This window comes from Providencia huaxiensis (assembly GCF_002843235.3).
Taxonomy (GTDB): Bacteria; Pseudomonadota; Gammaproteobacteria; order Enterobacterales; family Enterobacteriaceae; genus Providencia; species Providencia huaxiensis.
This window is the reverse complement of sequence record NZ_CP031123.2, coordinates 3,120,874-3,143,156: the sequence shown is the minus strand read 5'-3', so window position 1 is coordinate 3,143,156 and position 22,283 is coordinate 3,120,874. Positions and strand designations below refer to the sequence as shown.

The 22,283-nt window shown below is 41.1% G+C and carries 20 protein-coding genes; 8 read left to right on the top strand and 12 right to left on the bottom strand.

Features of this window, described 5'->3' with window-relative positions; all coding sequences use genetic code 11:
- Positions 1-48 precede the first annotated feature (48 nt).
- Positions 49-2,142 carry a pyruvate/proton symporter CstA gene (cstA, locus tag CYG50_RS16130; protein WP_102138006.1) on the bottom strand — a complete coding sequence of 698 codons (2,094 nt, stop codon included), beginning with the start codon at positions 2,140-2,142 and terminating at the stop codon, positions 49-51.
- A 342-nt stretch (positions 2,143-2,484) separates the two neighbouring features.
- On the bottom strand, positions 2,485-3,393 hold the full coding sequence (locus CYG50_RS16125; RefSeq protein WP_102138005.1) for an EamA family transporter: 909 nt from the start codon (positions 3,391-3,393) through the stop codon (positions 2,485-2,487).
- Positions 3,394-3,662: 269 nt separating this feature from the next.
- Here CYG50_RS16125 and sugE point away from each other — a divergent pair, with 269 nt between their 5' ends.
- Positions 3,663-3,977: a quaternary ammonium compound efflux SMR transporter SugE gene (gene sugE / locus CYG50_RS16120; RefSeq protein ID WP_102138004.1), complete on the top strand. Its 315-nt coding sequence runs from the start codon at positions 3,663-3,665 to the stop codon at positions 3,975-3,977.
- Positions 3,978-4,082: 105 nt separating this feature from the next.
- On the opposite strand, the gene CYG50_RS16115 is transcribed toward sugE, so the two are convergent.
- Complete coding sequence (locus CYG50_RS16115) at positions 4,083-4,292, bottom strand: helix-turn-helix domain-containing protein (RefSeq protein WP_102138003.1); 210 nt, start codon at positions 4,290-4,292, stop codon at positions 4,083-4,085.
- Between the two features lie 176 nt (positions 4,293-4,468).
- On the opposite strand from CYG50_RS16115, the gene CYG50_RS16110 reads away from it, so the two are divergent.
- Complete coding sequence (locus CYG50_RS16110; RefSeq protein WP_102138002.1) at positions 4,469-5,242, top strand: hypothetical protein; 774 nt, start codon at positions 4,469-4,471, stop codon at positions 5,240-5,242.
- A gap of 63 nt (positions 5,243-5,305) precedes the next feature.
- Complete coding sequence (locus CYG50_RS16105; RefSeq protein WP_102138001.1) at positions 5,306-6,490, top strand: MFS transporter; 1,185 nt, start codon at positions 5,306-5,308, stop codon at positions 6,488-6,490.
- Between the two features lie 166 nt (positions 6,491-6,656).
- Here the strand turns inward: CYG50_RS16105 and CYG50_RS16100 are convergent, their stop codons facing one another.
- On the bottom strand, positions 6,657-7,238 hold the full coding sequence (locus CYG50_RS16100) for a TetR/AcrR family transcriptional regulator (protein WP_102138000.1): 582 nt from the start codon (positions 7,236-7,238) through the stop codon (positions 6,657-6,659).
- A gap of 78 nt (positions 7,239-7,316) precedes the next feature.
- Complete coding sequence (gene tet, locus CYG50_RS16095) at positions 7,317-8,519, bottom strand: Tet(A)/Tet(B)/Tet(C) family tetracycline efflux MFS transporter (protein WP_102137999.1); 1,203 nt, start codon at positions 8,517-8,519, stop codon at positions 7,317-7,319.
- Positions 8,520-8,597: 78 nt separating this feature from the next.
- Here tet and tetR point away from each other — a divergent pair, with 78 nt between their 5' ends.
- Positions 8,598-9,197 carry a tetracycline resistance transcriptional repressor TetR gene (gene tetR, locus CYG50_RS16090; RefSeq protein ID WP_102137998.1) on the top strand — a complete coding sequence of 200 codons (600 nt, stop codon included), beginning with the start codon at positions 8,598-8,600 and terminating at the stop codon, positions 9,195-9,197.
- A gap of 76 nt (positions 9,198-9,273) precedes the next feature.
- Here tetR and frdD read toward each other — a convergent pair whose 3' ends face one another.
- The 4 genes from frdD to frdA are packed head-to-tail and all read right to left on the bottom strand — an operon-like array spanning position 9,274 to position 12,576.
- Positions 9,274-9,627 (bottom strand): fumarate reductase subunit FrdD, encoded by a 354-nt coding sequence (frdD, locus tag CYG50_RS16085; protein WP_004258620.1) that lies wholly within the window; start codon positions 9,625-9,627, stop codon positions 9,274-9,276.
- Positions 9,628-9,642: 15 nt separating this feature from the next.
- Entirely contained in the window at positions 9,643-10,038 is a 396-nt protein-coding gene (frdC, locus tag CYG50_RS16080; RefSeq protein WP_004258617.1) for a fumarate reductase subunit FrdC, read from the bottom strand.
- Between the two features lie 14 nt (positions 10,039-10,052).
- Complete coding sequence (locus CYG50_RS16075; RefSeq protein WP_004258616.1) at positions 10,053-10,787, bottom strand: succinate dehydrogenase/fumarate reductase iron-sulfur subunit; 735 nt, start codon at positions 10,785-10,787, stop codon at positions 10,053-10,055.
- Entirely contained in the window at positions 10,780-12,576 is a 1,797-nt protein-coding gene (gene frdA / locus CYG50_RS16070) for a fumarate reductase (quinol) flavoprotein subunit (RefSeq protein WP_102137997.1), read from the bottom strand. The genes CYG50_RS16075 and frdA overlap by 8 nt, the downstream gene beginning before the upstream one ends.
- Positions 12,577-13,375: 799 nt before the next feature.
- Here frdA and epmA point away from each other — a divergent pair.
- Positions 13,376-14,353, top strand: coding sequence for an elongation factor P--(R)-beta-lysine ligase (gene epmA / locus CYG50_RS16065; RefSeq protein ID WP_102137996.1), 978 nt, complete (start codon positions 13,376-13,378; stop codon positions 14,351-14,353).
- A 64-nt stretch (positions 14,354-14,417) separates the two neighbouring features.
- Here epmA and glpQ read toward each other — a convergent pair whose 3' ends face one another.
- On the bottom strand, positions 14,418-15,491 hold the full coding sequence (glpQ, locus tag CYG50_RS16060; protein WP_102137995.1) for a glycerophosphodiester phosphodiesterase: 1,074 nt from the start codon (positions 15,489-15,491) through the stop codon (positions 14,418-14,420).
- Positions 15,492-15,594: 103 nt separating this feature from the next.
- Complete coding sequence (gene glpT / locus CYG50_RS16055; protein WP_102137994.1) at positions 15,595-16,944, bottom strand: glycerol-3-phosphate transporter; 1,350 nt, start codon at positions 16,942-16,944, stop codon at positions 15,595-15,597.
- A gap of 433 nt (positions 16,945-17,377) precedes the next feature.
- Between glpT and glpA the strand changes: the two genes are divergently transcribed.
- Genes glpA through glpC form a run of 3 tightly spaced genes read left to right on the top strand, consistent with a single transcriptional unit; the run spans position 17,378 to position 21,508 of the window.
- Positions 17,378-19,033, top strand: a complete 1,656-nt coding sequence (glpA, locus tag CYG50_RS16050) for an anaerobic glycerol-3-phosphate dehydrogenase subunit A (RefSeq protein ID WP_004258606.1) — start codon at positions 17,378-17,380, stop codon at positions 19,031-19,033.
- Entirely contained in the window at positions 19,023-20,318 is a 1,296-nt protein-coding gene (glpB, locus tag CYG50_RS16045; RefSeq protein ID WP_102137993.1) for a glycerol-3-phosphate dehydrogenase subunit GlpB, read from the top strand. Before glpA ends, glpB begins: the two co-directional genes overlap by 11 nt.
- A complete protein-coding gene (gene glpC, locus CYG50_RS16040) occupies positions 20,315-21,508 on the top strand; it encodes an anaerobic glycerol-3-phosphate dehydrogenase subunit GlpC (protein WP_102137992.1) in 1,194 nt (397 codons plus the stop codon). Before glpB ends, glpC begins: the two co-directional genes overlap by 4 nt.
- Positions 21,509-21,602: 94 nt before the next feature.
- Here the strand turns inward: glpC and CYG50_RS16035 are convergent, their stop codons facing one another.
- Positions 21,603-22,271 carry a 7-cyano-7-deazaguanine/7-aminomethyl-7-deazaguanine transporter gene (locus CYG50_RS16035; protein WP_102137991.1) on the bottom strand — a complete coding sequence of 223 codons (669 nt, stop codon included), beginning with the start codon at positions 22,269-22,271 and terminating at the stop codon, positions 21,603-21,605.
- Positions 22,272-22,283 lie beyond the last annotated feature (12 nt).

The window sequence follows — 22,283 nt, the reverse complement described above, 5'->3', positions numbered from 1 at the left end:
GGAGAAAGAGTATATGCCCTAAACAGTGACAAGCTTTTTCCACGAAAATCAATGATGGCGCGTATTTGCCACGATTTCTTCATAGTTGGCTGGCATTGGCTCGTAGGGTACTTCATTCGCAGTTGGTTGGTCAGATTTTAATGCCTTCAACGCAGTGCGGATGGAGAATAGAGCCAGTAATACCACAACAATCATAAAGAAAATAGTTAATCCTGCATCTAAGCGGTTATTGAAAATTAACTGAGTTAATTGAGATTCCGTATATTGAACAGGAATATTACCGCTATCAATCATTGCTTGGAATTTATTTGCGACAGCTAAGAAACCAACACGGGCATCTTCACTGAAGGTTTTCTCCCAGCCAGCAGTCATGGTACAGATTAACAACCATGCAGTTGGGACTAAAGCGACCCATGCGTATCTTTGGCGCTTCATTTTGAACAGTACCACAGCACACAGCATTAATGCCATACCCGCCAACATTTGGTTCGCGATACCAAACAGTGGCCATAAGGTGTTAATACCACCAAGCGGGTCGACAACACCTTGGTGGAGGAAATAACCCCAAGCTAGCACACACAGGGCAGTTGCTATCAAGTTTGCGGGTAACGAATCGGTGCGTTTCAAGGAGGGAGAAACCACACCCAGTAAATCTTGCAGCATAAAGCGTGCTGCTCGAGTTCCTGCATCCACTGCGGTTAAAATAAATAATGCTTCAAATAAAATGGCGAAGTGGTACCAGAAGGCAACATTCATTAGGCCGCCAAGGGCACCGTGGAGAATATACGCCATCCCAACAGCCAGTGTTGGAGCACCGCCGGCACGTGAAATAATACTGGTTTCACCCACATCATTAGCAATACTGTTGAGCTGTTCAGGGGTGATCTGGAAGCCCCAACTACTGACGACTTGGGCAGCTGAAGCGACGACATCTTGCGTACCCGCAGGCGCTAACATCGCCATAGGGCTATTCATGGCGAAATAAACACCCGGGTCAATCACACAAGCGGCAACTAACGCCATAATCGCCACAAAGGACTCCATCAGCATGCCACCATAGCCGATAAAACAAGCTTGGTTTTCATTCGCCAACATTTTTGGTGTGGTGCCTGATGAAATCAGTGCGTGGAAACCGGATACTGCACCACAAGCAATGGTGATAAATAGGAATGGGAACAGATCCCCTGCCCAGACAGGCCCTGTACCATCAATATATTTCGTCAGTGATGGCATTTGTAGATTTGGATTGAGGATTAAAATACCAATTGCTAAACCAATAATAGTCCCAATTTTTAAGAAGGTTGATAGGTAGTCACGTGGTGCAAGTAGCAACCAAACGGGTAAAACGGCAGCAACAAAGCCGTATCCCACTAACATCCAAGTGAGTTGAACACCGGTATAGTCAAAATAAGGTGCCCAAGTTTCGCTTTCAGCAACCCAACCCCCAGAGATAATGGCAAATACGAGGAAAACTAGCCCTATAATAGAAACTTCACCAATACGTCCTGGGCGTATATAGCGGGTATAAATACCCATAAAAATAGCCAATGGAATAGTAAAGGCAACGGTGTAAGTTCCCCATGGGCTGTGAGTGAGGGCTTTTACGACAATCATGGCCAGTACCGCTAAGATGATCACCATAATCATAAAACAAGCGATTAAAGCCAACACCCCTGCGGTATTGCCCATTTCTTCTTTAACTAATTCACCCAGTGAGCGGCCGTCTCGACGTGTTGAAACAAACAGCACCATAAAGTCTTGTACGGCACCAGCTAGGACAACCCCGGCAAGTAGCCAAAGCATACCAGGTAAATAGCCCATTTGCGCCGCAAGCACAGGGCCGACAAGAGGGCCTGCTCCTGCAATGGCGGCAAAGTGGTGGCCAAATAATACTTTTTTGTCTGTTGGTACGTAATCTAAGCCATCGTTATGACGAATTGCTGGTGTCATACGAGTTGCATCAACTTGGAGTACTTTTTTAGCAATAAAAAGCCCGTAATATCGGTATGCAATCAGATAAATACACACAGCAGCAACAACGATCCACAGGGCATTAATCTGTTCACCTCGATTTAAGGCGATGTAACCCAGTGAAAAAGCACCAAGTAATGCGAGCACAATCCATATTAATTGTTTACCCATAGCCATCCCCATCTGTTCAGTTGATTACTTTTTGTTATTTGTTTAAGTAAAACTGAGAAAGATATAGCCATACTTAAGTTAAAGAAAAAGTAGCTAAAACGAGACACCTAATTGAAATTTGAGATAAATTTAATAATTGTTGCCAATATCACTAATTTAGGATTATTTATTGGATTTTATCTGGTTTTGAACTAGCAGCTATCGGCTTAATTGGTTTTTTATCTTAAATTGTTATTTATTTTGGAATTAATAACTGTTGGGGTGTTTTTGCTGATAAGGGCGAGGGTAAAAGGTTCGGGGAATAATCGGAAGGTAAAAAACTTCCGATTATTCATTGGCTAACTAGGCTCGCCTTAATTTTTGAATCATTTTTTTGCCAAAAAGCGTCGTAATTAGGCCAAGCATGATTAAAACGAGGCCAGCAACTTGTACGCCATTTATGTGCTCTCCAAGGAATAAAGCACTACTGCTTAAACCAAAGACAGGAACCAACAATGAAAAAGGAGCAACTCGCCACGCTTCATAGCGACCAAGTAATACTCCCCAGATCCCATAGCCGACAAATGTTGATAAATAAGCTAAATAGATAATGACACCAAAGACTGACCAGTTAAAACCGGATAGCCCTTCCGTAATCGCTTCTTCACCTTCTAATATCCATGAACTAATTAAAAACGGGATAATTGGGATCAGTGCGCTCCAACTGACCAAAGATAGGGCACTGCATTTTTCAGCGCCTTCCTGTTTCATAATAATTCTATTGGTAATATTTCCACAAGCCCATGATAACCCAGCAATTAGTGTAAAAACCAACCCGAGTAATGGAATATCATCTAGTCCACCGGCGGTGGCACCATTGGCTAACACCGTTAGCCCTGCAATCGCGATAAACATACCAATAAAGTGTGTTGGCTGTAATGATTCTTTTAAAATCATTGCGCCAAGTAATAGGGTAAAGAAAGCTTGGGATTGCAATATGACAGAGGTTATACCCGCAGGCATTCCAACTCGAATAGCACAAAATAAGAAGGCGAATTGGCCAAAGCTAATCGTTAGCCCATAGAGAAGCAATAATTTGAATGGAATTTTAGGGCGCTTAAAAATAAAAATAGCGGGAAAGGCCACAAACATGAAGCGTAAGGCACCTAATAATAACGGTGGAAGTGCGGTCACACCGAGTTTAATGATAACGAAGTTAACTCCCCAAATGATTACCACACAAAGGGCGAGTAAGATGTCTCTGAGACTCATGCTATTTTCTCGATGAACTTGCCAGATAAGAGACCTACTTTACCTGCGTATAATTTTGAGTGCGATGGTTATGATGCTTAATCATAAAAAACAGTATAAAAAGGTTAAATATTATTGTTAATTTGCACTTATTTGTTATTTTTCGTTGTTTGAGTCTGGGTCTGTGAATGTTTATAATGTGTTTTCACATCACACGTATTCAGGACGACCTGAAATAACGTCATTTAAATATGGGGACGACCCCGATGAATTAACGGGAGCAACCAGCCATGGCTTGGGTAGTCCTTTTATTTGCAGGTTTATTAGAAGTAGTATGGGCTGTAGGGTTAAAATACAGCCATGGTTTTACCCGCTTAACGCCAAGTATCATCACTATTATCGCTATTATTGCGAGTATGGGGCTATTGGCTTATGCCATGCGTGATTTGCCTGTCGGCACCGCTTATGCAATTTGGACAGGTATTGGTGCAGTGGGTACGGCAATTGTTGGGATTATTTTCCTTGGGGAATCAGCGAATATGTTTCGCTTATTAAGCCTTGCCTTGATTATTACAGGGCTAATTGGCTTAAAAGTATCAAGTTAGCTTTCAAATTAAGTGTTTTTTAATTAAAAATAAATAATAAGCGGGTAGCAGAGAAAGTTACCCGCATTTTTTGATATTTTGGGCATAGAGAAAACTATTTTTATATTATTTTTCGTTATAACGCGATGGCCAAATTTCAGATGCCGGTATATCCAAAAATTCAGCAATAATTCTTTCTCCTTTAGGCCAACGTCTTGAAAGGGCATTATTTAATGTTGATGAGTTTAATCCTGCTTGCCGTGATATTTGAGAAAGAGAAGAGCCTTTTTTCTTTATCGCTGCAATAATATCAGCTGAATGCCAATCTTTTTTCATTTTATCTCCAATTATTGTTTGTTTAATAATTTAATTTGAATTTTTATTTCATATTAATATAAAGTTATTAGCCCTACATTTAATAGTCTCATTAAATAATACTTTGAATGTTTTTCATCCTATGATAAAGATACGTCTCTTGATGTTAATCATTTTTAAACTTAAAAGGATTTATTATGGATGTTAAGAATGTTTTTTTAGAAAAATCTTGTGCTGATTTGAAAGATATATTCTCTAATTATTTTGACTGGAATGATATTGATCTTTCTTTTTCTAGGGTTGATGTTAGTAATAAAAAGGTTAACATTATTTCGAATAACTATGAATGGCTGTTGGTTTATTGGGATGCTGATTTAGATAAACTAATGAGTGAGCGGTTATCATCAGGGATACAATATTGGAATAATTACTCTAAAGCTTATATGGAAACTTTATTGAGAACGAAAAAGAATGAGTTGAAGGTGGATTTTTGTACCAAATATGGAAGTGTATATGAAATAACCTCAATTAATTCAAAAAGAAAACTTTCAGTGAAGGAGATGCTCGCAATATATAAATGTCGTCCTACAATTGCTGATTACGCACATGGTATATGGAAATCAAATGATGATTATTTACCACTAAGAGAGAATATAGAGTTATTGGTAGAAAACAATCTGGATGATAATGAAAAAGAAACCGAGATTTTAGATATGCATCAATACATGCGGTTTGGGAATATTCATTTCACCCGAAAAGAGGTTGTTACTATTAGGTTATTATTATCACATTGTAAAGTAAAAGAAATTAGCTACATACAAGGTTGTTCTGAAGTGTGTGAACATAAGAGAATTCAAAGAATTAAAGAAAAACTTGGTTGTCCACATGCTTCTTCTAGTGGTCTATTTATGGCATTAAAGGAAAATGGAATTACACTAGCCTGTTTAGAAACCTTAGTAAGCTATCCTTAAATTTAAATATATATTTAAATAATTAAAATACTTTATCATTTTTAAATGGATGTAAATATCAAAATGAAATGGAAATTTAGATTTGGTGCAGTCGCTGGTAATGCTTTGGAATACTATGATATTGCTGTTTTTGCAGCTATATCCACTTATTTAAGTATGGAATTAACTAAATTAGGTTATTCCCAAGCTACGGAAATGGTATGGGGGATTTTTGCATTACGTTTTTTAATTCGCCCACTAGGAGGGTATGTTATCGGCCGGTACGCTGATACGGTAGGAAAAAAATCTGCTTTGATATTAACAAGTATGATAACCGGCACGGCAACATTAATGATGGCACTGTTACCCATTGAATTATTAGGTGACTATACGCCATTAGCAATATTAATTTTACAATTGGCTCTTTCTTTTAGTTTCGCAGGTGAGTTTCCTTCTCTAATTACGTATTTATTTAAGGATTTAGATGGAAATATTCAATCTAGAGTTTCGTCAATTATTGTTGGTAGCTCTTTATGTGGGGTCATTGCATCATTAGTTATCGTTTTCATTCTAAAGAATACGTTATCTGAAGATACTATGCAGTCAATTGGGTGGAGGATCCCATTATTAATTGGTTTAATTAATATTTTAATTAGCTTTTGGTTTAGAGCTAAATTACCAGATTATAAAAATGATTTGAACAAAAAAACAATGTTCAGCTGGTACCATGTTTTTTGGGTATTTTTATTTACCATCCCTGGGACTGTCACTTTTTACTCTCAAAATTTGTCAACTTCACTAATTATTCAACAATTAAAGATAGACGAGATAAAAAATTTTTATGAAATATTCTCATCCGGTTTATTGTTAGTTTTTATGATGATATGTGGTTGGTTAACAGATAAGTATAGTTCGGCTAAATCTGTTTTTAATATGGGAGTTATTGGGATGGTATTGTTTTCAGTACCCCTTTATTTTTTACTACAAATAGATAATTTACTTCTGGTTTTTTTAGCTCAAGTTGTTATGTCCACATATTCAGCAATGATATTGTGTAATTTATCAGCAGTGCTGATGGATAAATCTAATGGGCAGGCAACAATATTAGGAGTGGGTTATAACAGTGCAGCTGCATCTATCGGTGGGATCACCCCTCTGATTGTTAGTTATTTAAGTCACTTTAACTTAGGCTATGTTGGGTTATTTATTGCGGGTTGTGGGCTTTCTTACTTTATTTCGACTTGGTTGCCAAAACCAAATCCTGTTTAGTGTCAGTCATGATTTAATTCCCCCCTTAGGGGGATTAAATCTTCATAAATGATAGGTCTACAGTAGGTAGAATGGCAGTAATAAAATATAAGATGTCTGCTCTATTAGCTATACAAATGTTTTGCGGATAAAAAGTAGCAATAAGAAGTACTAACAATGAAAAGTGTTACTTGATCAACTGGCTAAAACGTTGGTATAGGATTTCGCCCAGAGTCTGTTGATTATACTCGGTGCTATTAGCTAAATTATCAACAGCAGCATGCATGGAGTGGTAAATCATTGTCGCTATCAATTCTTGGGGTAATTCTGGCCACGCTTTGTTTTGTTCACCGAAAGCTAGAATAGCTTTAATTTGTTCAACTGCACGGGTTTCATGGTCATTACTGCGCCCGTGGTATTCGTCGTGAAATAGCATGTCGTGAATGTTTTGTTTTTCAACATAGTATTTGACGCTATTTTCACACCATGATTTGAGTTTGGCAGATGCACTTTTTTGTGAGTCTACAGCGGATTGAATGTGGCCTAAATACCAGTCCATATAGCGAGAGCGTAAGGCTTCCATAATGTCATTTTTTGACTGGAAATAGTGATAAAAAGTCCCTTTTGCAACATCGGCAGATAAGACAATTTCGCTGACAGTTGTATTAACAAATCCTTTGGAAAGAAAGAGTTTTTCTGCTGCATTCATCAGGTCATCTAGCCTTTCTTCCGCAGGTTTCGTTCTTGGCTTTTTAGGTTGTATTGTCATTGAAATATCTCTTAACGTCATGTTCCAAAAGCAAATCTGATAAGGGTATCATAGCACTTAATATTGATATGCTAAAACTTAACTCCCCGGTAGTTTTGCTGTTTCAACTATCGAGCTGTCGCTTTTATGAAAAGATAAACTAAATGCGATCAAGAAAACATACATTGTTGCTCCAATTAGCCACACCCAGCCATCCCAGTTTGCCAGTGTAAGGCCAAAAATAAAGCTAAATAATAATGGACCAATTACCCCCGTAGTATTGGTTAGACTCACCAATATTCCTTGTAGTTTGCCTTGGTTAGCTTGATTAACTTGAGCGGACATTAACCCTTGTAGCGCGGGTAACGCAATACTGCCACCGGCGAGCAAAATTAATGTAGGGAAAATCATCCAACCCTCAGTGAGTAATGACAAAATAATGAATGCGGTGCCATCTGCGATAAAACCGACAATAATTGTCACTTTTTCATTGAATTTTTTGGCTATCGCCCCGGCAATAAAGGCTTGAAATAGGGCATGCATGACGCCTAAACCCGCCAGAGATAACCCAACTTGCATACTGTCCCATTGAAAGCGACTTTCGGTAAATAACACCCAAGTTGTTGCAGGGATCTGGCCAATTAGCTGCGCCATAAAAAAGACAAAAAGGAGCATAATGACAGGTTTTATCAGCCGTATGAAGGAAACCGGCTGCTCTACAGTTTCATTTTGAGCATTCTGTATAGCACGTCTGTTTTGATCTTTAAAAATAAGCAAGATCACGACAAAAGAGCACGCGTTCAAGGCGGCTGCAATAACAAAAGGTAAGTGTGGAGAGAATTGCCCTGCAAAGCCGCCAATCGCAGGGCCAGCGATTAGGCCAACACCAAATGCTGCACCTAGTCGCCCAAACCATTTTGTACGCTCTTGCGGGGCAGTGTTGTCAGCAATAATAGAAGCGGCAACAGCGCCTGTTGCTCCGGTGATCCCTGAAATTAAGCGGCCTAAATACAGTATCCAAAGTGAGCTGGATAAAGCCAGTAAAGTATAGTCTAGAGCGGCTCCCGCAAGGGAAAGCAGTAAGATAGCTCTGCGACCGAATTTATCGGACCATTTTCCCAGTATTGGAGCAAAAAACACCTGCATGACGGCATACAGGGCCAATAAGATGCCGTAGTGGTTTGCCAAATGTTCTATTGTTACATACTCACGAAGTAAGGCTGGCAAAACAGGCATGATCAAGCCGATCCCCATGGCATCTAGGGCGGTGATCGTTAAAGCGGTGATCGCAAACTTATTCATAATTGATTTCTCTATCAGTGATAGAGTTGGAATATATCCCTATCAGTGATAGAGTGTCAATAAAAATAGGGGAGCAATATGGCAAGGCTGGATAGAGAAACCATTATTAGTGCTGCATTAGACTTGCTGAATGAAGTGGGAATGGAAGGGCTGACAACTCGAAAATTGGCCCAAAAACTGGGCGTTGAGCAGCCTACACTGTATTGGCATGTGAAGAATAAGCGCACACTGTTAGATGCATTATCGGTTGAAATGCTAAAACGGCACCATGACCACCCATTACCTGCCGAGGGGGAAACGTGGCAGGAATTTTTGCGTCATAATGCATTAAGTTTTCGCCGTGCCTTACTTAGCTATCGTGATGGGGCAAAGGTACATTTGGGGACTCGCCCAAGTTCAGAGCAATATGCAACTGTGGAAAAACAATTACAGTTTATGGTTGATAACGGTTTTTCATTACAAAACGGTTTATATGCAATTAGCGCGGTGGGGCATTTTACGTTAGGTTCGGTGCTAGAACAGCAAGAACATATTGCCGCAATCAGTGAGCGGGATGTAGAACAAGATAGCTCAATGCCATTGTTATTAAAGCAGGCGATACACATCATGGATAATGATGATGGAACGGCCGCTTTTTTATTTGGTTTAGAATCACTTATTCGAGGCTTTAAGCAATAGTTTTTAAGCTCTAAAAAAGAAAAGGTATGGCCATTGCTGCCATACCTTGTATTAAAATAATGTGTAATTGAATTATTTACAGTGTGAATACACCGATAATTGCAATAACGCTGATGATTGCTGAGCCGCCATAGAAAACCCATTTTGTCGCTGGGACATGGATTTTAAAGTCGTGCAAAGTATGGTGGATACGGTGCATACCACACCATACTGGCAAAATAATCATCAGTAATAAGAATACGCGGCCGATAAAGCTTTGGCTAAATGCCATAATACGCTCATAGCTCAGCATTTCTGGTGCAACGCCGAGAGGAATTAAAATCCCTAACAGAATGATAATAGCAGGGCCAATCACGGCACTCCACATACCACCAGCACCAAATAACCCCCAGAAAATCGGCTCATCGGAACGTTTAGGCGTTAGATTCATCAGATTCTCCTTAGATTAAAATAACAATGCGATTGCTAAGATTGCCGCAGTAACAACAATCGTGAGAGCCCAGAAGCCTTTAACAATAGGCTCATCAGACATTTTCTTATCTTTTACAATAATACTGACGGCTTTTGGTGCAAGATTGAACCACGTAGTGGTGTGCAATAGTGTTGCCGCCAAAGTAATAATGTTAATGATAAGAATGATTGGGTTACTTAAGAACCCAACAAAACCCGCCCATGATTCAGGGCCACTTTTCAGCGCAAATACCCCATACAGGACTAAAATACTGAACCAAACTTGAAGGACTGAAGTACTTTCACGCATGATGTAAAAGCGGTAAAAACCCAACTTTTGCCACCAGTCGCCCTTCATTTCCCTAACATAGGGTTTACGTTTCGTTGTCATGACTTCAATTCTCCTTATCGTGGCTTCAGCATGGCGATAACAAAGTCTTGCGCACTGGCAACTTTACCTTGTTGGATCGCGCCCGCAGGGTCGACATGCTTAGGACAGACTTCAGAGCAGTAGCCTACAAACGTACAGCTCCAGACACCATTGTCACCATTTAACAAGGTCATGCGTTCTTTCGCACCATGGTCTCGGTTATCTAAATTGTAGCGCTCTGCCAATGTGATAGCGGCTGGACCGATGAATTCTGGATTCAGTCCAAATTGTGGGCAAGCTGCATAGCACAGACCACAGTTGATACAGCCTGAGAACTGATGGTATTTCGCCATCTGGGCAGGCGTTTGCTTATTCGGGCCTTCAGAAGGTTTACGGTCATTACCGATAATATACGGTTTGATCGCTTCTAAACGCTCGATAAAGTGAGTCATATCAACAACAAGGTCGCGCTCGATTGGGAAGTTACCTAATGGCTCAACTTTCATGCCTTGCGGGTATTCACGCAGGAATGTTTTACAAGCCAGTTTAGGTACTTTATCGACCATCATGCCACAAGAACCACAAATCGCCATACGACAAGACCAGCGGTAAGACAGGTCTGGAGCGAGGTTATCTTTGATATAGCCTAACGCATCTAACAAAGAAGTTTGCTCGTCGTAAGGGACATCATACGTCACCAAATGGGGCTCACTATCCGTTTCTGGATTGTAACGCATGATCTCCATTTTTAGGTGTTTCATATCATCCATTAGCTTGCTCCTTCTTCGCCTTATCTTGAGCTTCAGCTTCGGCACCGTAAACACGTTTAGCTGGCTGAGATTTCGTGATTTTCACGTCACTGTATTCTAAACGAGGGGAGCCCTCTGGGTTATAGAATGCCAAAGTATGTTTAAGGAAATTCACATCATCACGCTCAGTACAGCCTTCATCGAGACGTTGGTGTGCACCACGTGATTCTTTACGGTTGATTGCAGAGTGAGCCATACATTCAGCCACATCAAGGCCAAAGCCTAATTCAATGGTGTACAGTAGGTCAGTATTAAATACGCTGCTATGGTCGGTAATTTCGACGTGTTTGAAGCGTTCTTTCAGTTCAGCAATTTTATCAACGGTTTTTTGCATTAATTCAGGAGTACGGTAGATACCGCAGCCTTCTTCCATTGAAATACCCATCTCATCACGGATTTTCGACCAGCTCTCTTTCCCTTTTTGGTTCATGAGTTTACTAAGGTCAGCTTCGATATCACGGGTACGGGCTTCGATAGCATTTGCATTAGCTGGTGTTGCTTCAGCAGCATGGCGAGCGGCTTCTTCACCTGCTAGGCGACCAAATACCACTAATTCAGCTAATGAGTTAGAACCTAAACGGTTTGCACCGTGCAAGCCAACAGAAGAACATTCACCGACAGCAAATAGGCCTTTGATACGTGTTTCTGTGCGTTGATCCGTTTCGATACCACCCATGGTGTAGTGAGCGGTTGGGCGAACAGGAATTGGGTCTGTTACTGGGTCAACCCCCACGTAGGCTTTCGCCAACTCACAAATAAATGGTAAACGTTCATGCAGTTTTTCTGCGCCAAGGTGGCGAAGATCTAAGTAAACAACATCACCGCGGTGGGTACTGATAGTGCGGCCTGCACGCCATTCGTGCCAGAACGCTTGGGAAACTTTGTCACGTGGACCCAGTTCCATATATTTATTTTCAGGTTTACCCAGTGGAGTTTCAGGTCCCATTCCGTAGTCTTGCAGATAGCGATAGCCGTCTTTATTGACAAGGATCCCGCCCTCACCACGACAACCTTCGGTCATTAAGATACCAGAGCCAGGAAGACCTGTTGGGTGATACTGAACGAATTCCATGTCACGTAAAGGAACACCATGACGGAATGCCATTCCCATCCCATCACCGGTTACAATACCGCCATTGGTATTATAGCGATAAACACGTCCAGCACCGCCCGTTGCCATGACGATAGAATTCGCACGGATTTGGACTTTTGTTCCTTCCATCATATTTAACGCGACAAGACCACGGACTTGGCCTTCATCAACAATGATATCGAGGACAAAGTGTTCGTCAAAACGTTGAATTTGTGGGTATTTTAATGAAGTTTGGAACAGGGTATGGAGCATGTGGAAGCCAGTTTTATCAGCAGCAAACCACGTACGCTCAATTTTCATCCCACCAAAGCGGCGAACGTTAACTGAACCATCTGGTTTACGGCTCCACGGGCAGCCCCATAGTTCTAGTTGGGTCATTTCTGTTGGGCAGTGTTCGACGAAATAATCGACGACATCTTGCTCACACAGCCAGTCCCCACCAGCTACAGTATCATTAAAATGATAGTCATAGGAGTCATGAGCCTGAGTAACTGCTGCTGATCCCCCCTCTGCGGCCACGGTGTGACTACGCATTGGGTATACTTTTGAGACCAGAGCAATCTTGATATTGGGATTTGCTTCAGCGGCAGCAATTGCTGCACGTAAGCCTGCGCCCCCGGCCCCGATAATCGCTAAATCGGCATTGAAGGTTTGCACTGCGCTTCTCCATTGTTCAAGTGTAAAATTGATAAATTCTTTTAAATACTTTTGATAATTAGCTATGTCATTTTCAGTTCAACTTAAAGCTAAACTCCGAAATATCTGTTTTTTAATAGTAAATAATATAATAGCTAATAATGACTTATCATGCTGTGAATTATAGCGAATAGTACTCAAGATAAATTTGATATAGAGGGGGGTTTTGGCCAAATTTAGCTATAAAGTGTGAGGTAGATCTTCTTTTTGTAAATTGTTTTTACATTACTCGATTTTCTAGGCTGTTAACATCGAATAAAAAGGAATTTCAAATAATTATCATTAAATTTACATAAAATCTTAGCGTATAAAACCAAGGGAATTAGTCAGGTTTTACCAATAATAAGTGAATAATACTATTATTATAGCTGAAGAGTTTCATTCATATTGAATGCTAATTTGCGAGGAGTCTCACTGTTTATTTTTAGAGGAAGTTCAATTTCGAAGAGAAAATTTTAAAATAGATTGAGAAAGCGAATCGTTTCGCTTTTTTAGTAACAGCTATGTCACATAATATAAGAAATAATCATGTTTTAGGCTGTTTTCTTTACGTCTTCCCATCAGCTTATGTAAAGCTAAAAGCAAAGGCTTTGCCTAATCGTATAAAGCAAGGGATAATCAGGCTATCCCTACTTACTCATTATGTCGACAGTTACAAGCGCTGACGCTCAGATAAATGCGCTTTATCAGTGTAAATGCATTGTGTGTTGCAAGTGAGGTGGGTACACTGCACGACTAAGTTTATTTTGGAGTCATCTTAATGAGTGATATAGCGAATTGGCAGCCAACCGCCCCCATCGCTAACCTGTTACAGCGCGCAAAAATAATTGCGGAAATCAGACGTTTTTTTACTGATCGCTGTGTACTTGAAGTCGAAACCCCCGCAATGAGTCAGGCTACAGTCACTGACGTTCATCTTGTTCCATTTGCAACGCGTTTTGTGGGCCCAGGTGCGGCACAAGGCATTAATTTATATTTAATGACTAGCCCTGAATACCACATGAAACGTTTATTAGCAGCAGGTAGTGGGCCTATCTATCAGCTAGGTCGTAGCTTTAGAAATGAAGAAGCAGGGCGGCATCATAATCCTGAATTTACCATGTTAGAGTGGTACCGTCCGCATTTTGATATGTATCGCTTGATTAATGAAGTGGATGACTTACTGCAACAAGTCTTAGAGTGCGAGAGTGCGGAGCTACTTTCTTATCAGCAAGCGTTTTTACGTTATTTGGATATTGACCCATTGTCTGCTGAGAAAAGTGAATTACGTGAGGTTGCTGCTCGTTTAGATTTAAGCAATATCGCGGATCACGAAGAAGATAAAGATACCTTGCTACAGCTGTTATTTACCATGGGTGTTGAGCCTCATATCGGTAAAGAAAAGCCTGTGGTGGTGTATCATTTCCCTGCTACCCAAGCTTCTCTTGCTGTAATTAGCTCGGAAGATCATCGTGTTGCTGAGCGTTTTGAGGTGTATTATAAAGGAATGGAACTGGCGAATGGTTTCCATGAACTCACCGATGCAAGCGAACAGCGCCAGCGATTTGAACAAGACAACCGTAAACGCGTGACAATGGGGTTACCTACTGCACCTATTGATGAGCACTTACTTGCGGCTTTAGAGCATGGTTTACCTGATTGTTCTGGTGTCGCTGTTGGGGTTGATAGGTTGATTATGATTGCTTTAAATGCAGATAAAATCAGTGATGTGATCGCATTCCCTGTCACTATCGCTTAACTAATACGCCTAACTTGAAAATAATGCAGCCATTTGGCTGCATTATTGTTTTTGGTGCAGAAAACTATTTTTGTTTCTGTTGTTCTAAGAACTTAACCCCTAAGTCAGGGAAGTCTGTAAAGGCGCCATCGACATCAGCTTGGTTATAAATGATGTCATAAAGCTGTTGCCCATCTTTGGCGTATTTTGGCAGCTTATCAACACGAATAGTGAACGGGTGAACCGCCATTTTATTTTCATGGGCTTCTTTGACCATGCCATTCACTTTGATGTTAGTTGGCGTAGATTCTTCACTAATTAGCATATGATAATCAGGGCCAATACCATCTGCATAGGTTGCAATTTCTTTCATGGCACCCGGTTTCATCATCCAATCGTAATTGTAGTTAACCCAAGTTCCGTCAGGTTTTTGCTCTTGAGTTTCGTTCCAATCGGTGTAAGCAATCAACTGAACTAATTTAAGATCCATTCCCATTTCAGGCATCAAGGTATTTTTAATACGTTTTAGATCATTTGGGTCAAATGATTGTAGATAAACGTTGGAATCCTTGGTGGTGTAACCATATTCTTTAAGAACTTCGAGTGTTTTCTTGGTGATATCTTTGCCTTCTTGCTGGTGGAACCAAGGGGCTTTAATTTCTGGGTAGATACCAATATTTTTACCCGTTGATTTGTTTAATCCTTGAACAAATTCAATCTCTTCTTGGAAAGTATGAACGCGGAAATCTGATTTGCCCATCGGGAAGCGGTTCGGATAGCTTTGGACTTTTTTACCATCAACAATATCAAATCCTTCTGTAAAATTGAGTGATTTGATTTCATCAAGGGTAAAGTCAATCGCATAATAACGGCCATCTTTACGCGCGCGGTCAGGGAAACGTTCAGCAACATCAGTCACGCGATCGAGATAATGGTCATGTAAGACCACGAGCTCGTTATCTTTCGTCATAACTAAATCTTGCTCAAGAAAATCAGCACCTTGTGCGTAAGCCATTGCTTTTGCAGGTAAGGTATGTTCCGGTAAGTAACCACTTGCACCACGATGTGCAATGACAACTTTACTTGAAGCTTGAGCTACAGCAGACACTGACATCACTAAAACCATACTAGCCACCAATGTTTTTAATGGAAAGCTCATGATTATATCTCCTTGGCACTTTATTTGGGTAAAAAAATGGGCTATATCATTTTTTGATATAGCCCACGAGTCTAGCGATTAACAATGAACATTTAATGAATGTTTATTGTGAGTTTGCTAATTCACGTTTATGTTTGCTTTCGCTCAACATGACGATAAACAGTAGAACAACAGCCAATGCTGAACCACCGATCATGACTGCGAAGCCACCGTCCCAACCGAAGTAGTCTACGGTATAACCAACGATAGCACTTGCTGCGACAGAACCACCGAGGTAGCCGAACAAGCCTGTGAATCCTGCGGCGGTACCTGCTGCTTTTTTCGGTGCAAGTTCAAGAGCGTGTAAACCAATCAACATAACAGGACCATAGATTAAGAAACCGATGATCAACATACATGCCATATCAACATTTGGGTTACCGGCTGGGTTCATCCAGAACACGATAGTTGCGATGGTTACCAGAACCATGAAGAACACACCAGTGGCTCCACGGTTACCGCGGAAGACTTTATCCGACATCCAACCACACAGTAACGTACCTGGGATACCTGCGTATTCATATAAGAAGTAAGCCCATGAAGATTTATCCATTGCGAAGTGTTTAACTTCACGCAGGTAAGTTGGAGACCAGTCCAAAACACCATAACGCAGTAAGTAAACGAACACGTTCGCAATCGCAATCATCCATAACAGTTTGTTAGGGAAAACATACTTCATGAAGATTTCTTTTGCAGTTAATTCTTCTTCATCGGATGCTTTATAGTCTGTTGGATAGTCGTTTTTGTACTCTTCAATTGGAGGAAGACCACAAGATTGCGGGGTATCGCGCATTAACGCAAATGCAATGATTGCAACTAGAATAGCAGCCAATGCAGGCATATACAGCGCAGCTTTCCAGTCGTTAAACCATGCCATACCTAACATGAACAGTAATGGAGGGATACCACCACCGACGTTGTGCGCACAGTTCCAAACCGAAACGATACCACCACGTTCTTTTTGTGACCACCAGTGAACCATGGTACGTCCACAAGGAGGCCAACCCATACCTTGGAACCAACCACAAAGGAACAGTAATACGAACATTACCATGATGCTTGATGTTGCCCATGGTACGAATCCCATGACTAACATCACTACGGAGGCAAGAATCAAACCTGCGGGTAAGAAATAGCGCGGGTTTGCACGGTCGGAAAACGACCCCATGATAAATTTAGAAAATCCGTAAGCAATTGAGATCCCTGATAATGCGAAACCAAGGTCACCTTTAGAGAAACCTTGTTCAACAAGATATGGCATCGCTAACGCAAAGTTCTTTCGGACTAGATAATACGCTGCGTAACCAAAGAAAATACCCATGAAGATCTGCCAACGAAGCTTACGATAGACAGGATCTACCTTATCAGCTGGCAGCCTCTCTATATGAGGTGCTGGTTTAAAAATGCTTAACATATACGCCTCCGATGGCATGCTAATTTTTATTTACACTTCCATTCTCTGTTTCAGAGATATTGAGTGTTTATTATTGGTGAAGTAACAAAAACGAAAGTATTCGAGTAATTTAAGAGTCTTTATTTTCTTAATTGCTCTAAATTGTAGTCGTTAAAAAACAATTTATCTGTAATCTAACGCACAATTATTGATTTTGTTTATGAAGTTGCATAGTAAATGACATTTGTGAATAGAATGGAACTGGAAATGTTAATTATTTTGTGATTTTCATCACGATTTTGTTCTTTGAGGTGCTAAAAATGTCGCAATTACTTTCGTTTTTGTTCCTTATCAAACATTGATCGCGTTTCTGGGCTATATTTAATAATAGATTATAAAAATAGAACCTATACTTATTTATTATAGAAACGTTTATTAATGTGAGGAATGCGACATGAATGGCTCATCTGTGACTGAAACGGATGTCATCATTATCGGTGGTGGCGCAACAGGTGCAGGAGTCGCTCGTGACTGCGCTCGCCGAGGCCTAAGAACCGTTTTACTCGAAAGACATGATATTGCGACTGGCGCGACAGGACGTAACCATGGATTACTGCATAGTGGCGCGCGTTATGCCGTCACAGATGGTGAATCTGCCAGAGAATGTATCGAAGAGAACAAAATTTTAAAGCGTATCGCACATCATTGTATTGAACGAACGGACGGTTTGTTTATTACTCTTCCTGAAGACAGCTTAGAATATCAGCAGCAATTCATTACGGCCTGCCAAGCGGCAGGTATTGATGCGACTGCGATTGACCCTAAAGAGGCTATTCGCCTTGAACCTTCCGTTAACCCGCATTTAATTGGTGCGGTTCGTGTTCCTGATGGTACGGTTGACCCATTCCGTTTAACTGCGGCAAATATGTTAGATGCCAGAGAGCATGGCGCAAAAGTGTTAACTTATCATGAAGTTATTGGCTTAATTCGTGATGGTGATACGGTACGCGGTGTGACGGTATATGATCATCATGCTAAGAAACAATATGATATTTACGCAGAAATTGTCGTCAATGCGGGCGGGATCTGGGGGCAGAAAATTGCAGAATATGGCGAATTAAAAATTAAAATGTTCCCTGCGAAAGGGGCACTATTAATTTTAGGTCACCGTTTGAACAATATGGTGATAAACCGCTGCCGTAAACCTGCAGATGCCGATATTTTGGTTCCCGGCGATACGATTTCCCTGATTGGGACCACGTCGACTCATATTGAATATGACCAAATTGATAATATGTATGTCACCCCTGAAGAGGTGGATATTCTGATTCGCGAAGGTTCGATGTTGTCTCCTGCACTTGCGACAACGCGCATTTTACGTGCATATGCAGGCGTTCGACCATTAGTTGCTAGTGATGATGACCCATCAGGGCGTAACGTAAGCCGCGGTATTGTGTTGTTAGACCATGCTAAACGCGATGGCTTAGAAGGTTTTATCACCATTACAGGGGGTAAGTTGATGACTTATCGCCTGATGGCGGAATGGGCGACAGATAAAGTTTGCGAAAAACTTGGTCACAGCGCCAAATGTACAACAGCAGAAGCCCCATTACCGGGGTCGCAGCATAGCGCAGAAGAAGCCTTACGTAATGTTGTTTCTATCCCAGCCCCTATTCGTGGCTCTGCGGTTTATCGCCATGGTGACAGAGCTTCTGCAATTCTCAGTACGGATAGGCTCGATAAAAGTTTAGTTTGTGAGTGTGAAGCCGTTACTGCGGGTGAGGTGCGTTATGCCGTGAATTCATTGACGGTCAATAATCTGCTTGATTTAAGGCGCCGTACTCGTGTGGGTATGGGAACTTGCCAAGGTGAGCTATGTGCATGCCGCGCAGCTGGCTTACTCAATCGTTTTAATGTTACAACGCCTCATGAAACAGAGCAGCAATTAAGTCACTTCCTGAATGAGCGCTGGAAAGGTGTACGTCCAATAGCTTGGGGGGATGCGCTGCGTGAAAGTGAATTTACTAGCTGGGTATATCACGGGTTATGTGGCATGAATGAAGCGACACTAGGCAAGGATGCACAGAAGGAGGCAGATAATGAAATATGATGTAGTGGTAATGGGCGGCGGTTTGGCTGGATTAATGAGCGGTATACGTTTAACCCAGTCTGGCCTATCTTGCGCAATTGTTAGCGCAGGGCAAAATGCATTGCATTTTTCATCAGGCTCCTTAGATTTATTAACCCATTTGCCTAATGGGGAAGTGGCTGAAAAACCATTAGAAATGCTTGATGCGTTAAAGGAACAGTCGCCAGCTCACCCTTATAGTTTAATCGGAAAAACGCAGGTTACTGAATTAGCGCATATGGCGCAGTCGATATTGCAGCAAGCGGGAGTCCATTTAAAAGGCTTTTGTGAAGAAAACCACTATCGCATTACACCTCTAGGCCATAAGCGCATGACTTGGCTTAGTCCTAAATTTGTTCCAACGGTTGGCTTACACCATAAAATGGATGCTAACAATATTGCGGTGGTTGGTATCGAAGGTTTCTTGGATTTTCAACCCCAAATGGTTGCGGATGAGCTACAACGTGAAGGGCTACAAGCAACAGCGCACTATGTGCATTTACCATTATTAGACCGGTTAAGAGAAAACCCGAGCGAGTTTAGAGCCGTTAATGTTGCTCGTTGGTTAGACCGTCCAGAAAACATGGCTCAAATGGTAGCTGAAATTTCCCCGTTGGTCGCAGATGCAGAAGCGATTTTCATGCCAGCGTGTATCGGACTCGACAGTGATGAACCTTTACAGGAATTACAAAGGAACTTAGGTAAGCCTATATTTTTATTGCCGACTCTTCCACCTTCTTTATTGGGGATCCGTTTACACGAAATGTTATTGCGTCAGTTTCGGCGCCAAGGTGGCATAGTGATGCCAGGTGATAAAGTCACTGCGGTAAACTGTGTGGATGGCCGAATTGAATCTGTCCAGACTCGTAATCATGGTGACATCTCTTTAAAAGCTAAGCATTTTGTTCTGGCAACGGGGAGTTTTTTCAATAATGGATTGGTGGCAGAGTTTGACCGTGTGTATGAGCCATTGATGCAATTGGACCTGTGTGAAATTTCAGAACGTGCAAAATGGACTAACAAAGAGTTTTTTGCTTCCCAACCTTATATGGCTTTTGGCGTGAAAACTGATGAAAAGCTGCGCGCACAAAAAGAGGGGAACGCTATTTCAAACCTTTATGTCGCTGGCGCTGTATTAGGCGGTTTTGACCCTCTCACCCAAGGTTGTGGGGCGGGTGTATCAATAATTAGCGCATTATATGCCGCTAATGAAATCATTAATGAACTGATTAAGAGTAAAACCATGCAGGTGGAGGTGGCACAATGAGTATTCAAGATGCAAGCTTTGAAAGCTGTATTAAATGCACGGTGTGTACCACTTATTGCCCTGTAGCAAAGGTTAATCCATTGTATCCAGGCCCTAAGCAAGCCGGGCCCGATGGTGAGCGCTTGCGCTTAAAAGACCCAATGTTATATGACGAGGCACTTAAATATTGTACAAACTGCAAGCGCTGTGAAGTGGCTTGCCCATCGGATGTGAAAATTGGCGATATTATTGCCCGTGCGCGTAATACTTACAGCCAGCAAAAACCGAAAATTCGTGATGCAATTCTCAGTCATACCGATTTAATGGGGTCGCTATCTACGCCATTTGCACCAGTTGTAAATACGATTACAGGGTTAAAACCTGTACGTCAAATCCTTGATAAAGCACTGAAAATAGACCATCGCCGTGAATTACCAAAATATTCATTTGGGACTTTCCGTCGTTGGTATGCAAAACAAGCCGCTGAACAAGCTAAATTTGAAGAGCAAGTTGCGTTTTTCCATGGTTGCTATGTGAATTATAACCACCCTCAATTAGGTAAAGACTTAATTAAAGTCTTCAATGGGATGAACATTGGCGTTCAATTACTTAAACGTGAAAAATGTTGTGGTGTGGCGTTAATTGCGAATGGCTTTATGAAACAGGCAAAACGCCAAGCCAATGTGAATTTAGAGTCATTACAAGAAACTATCCTTGAAAAACGTGTACCTGTTGTTGCAACTTCATCAACGTGTACGTTTACTATCCGTGATGAATATACACATGTCCTTGATGTTGATACTTCTGCAATGAGGGATAACATCGAGCTCGCAACACGTTATATTTATCGTTTACTGGAAGAAGGGCGTGAACTCAAACTGAAACATACGCCTTTAAAAGTGGCTTATCATACACCATGCCATATGGAAAAAATGGGTTGGACCTCCTACACATTAGAGTTAATTAAGCGTGTACCCGGTGTTGAGCTGATAGTGTTAGACTCACAGTGCTGTGGTATCGCAGGAACCTATGGTTTCAAAAAAGAAAACTATGAGGTTTCTCAAGGTATTGGTGCCGGGTTATTTCGCCAAATTGAAGAAAGTGGTGCTGATATGGTGATCACTGATTGTGAAACGTGTAAGTGGCAGATTGAGATGTCGACGAGTAAGAAGTGTGAGCATCCCATCTCACTTTTAGCAAAAGCTTTGTGATCTATTACTTATCGAATTGTAGGGTTGTTATTTGTTGTTTTAGCTCAGTTAATCTTATTTGGAGATAGCATTTAGCTATCTCCTTTTTTTGTTTTTAGTGTTGATTGACTAACTGCTTTTTATCTGAGTTTGCGAAGAAATATCTCAAGATAAAATTCAAAAGCACACCATAAGCAGGTAAGAAAAACAGCATACAAATAAGTAGCTTAAAGACATAGTCAACTAAAGCAATTTCTACCCAGTTTGCGGCCATAAATGGGTCGCTACTACGGAAAAATGCGATAAAGAAGAACGCGATAGTATCAATTAAGTTACCAAAGAACATGGCACAAGCAGGAGCCACATACCAACGTGCATTTTGACGTAATCGATTGAAAACACTGACATCTAATATTTGCCCCAGGACATAAGCCATAAAGCTAGCGGCTGCGATACGTGCGACAAATAAGTTAAATTCAGACAATGCAGTAAAGCCTTGCCATTCACCTTGGAAAAATAATGCTGAAATAACATAGGATATCAGTAATGCCGGCAGCATAACCGCAGTGATAATTCTGCGTGCAAGTGGCGCGCCATAAATACGGACGGTTAAGTCAGTTGCTAAGAAAATAAATGGAAAAGTAAATGCACCCCAAGTGGTATGGAAACCGAAAATATTAATCGGTAATTGCACTAGGTAGTTACTAGAAGTAATAATTAAAATATGAAATAACGAAAGCCAAATTAACGCAGTGGCTTTTTGCTGCGCAGTAAAATTAAACATATTGTACCTTTT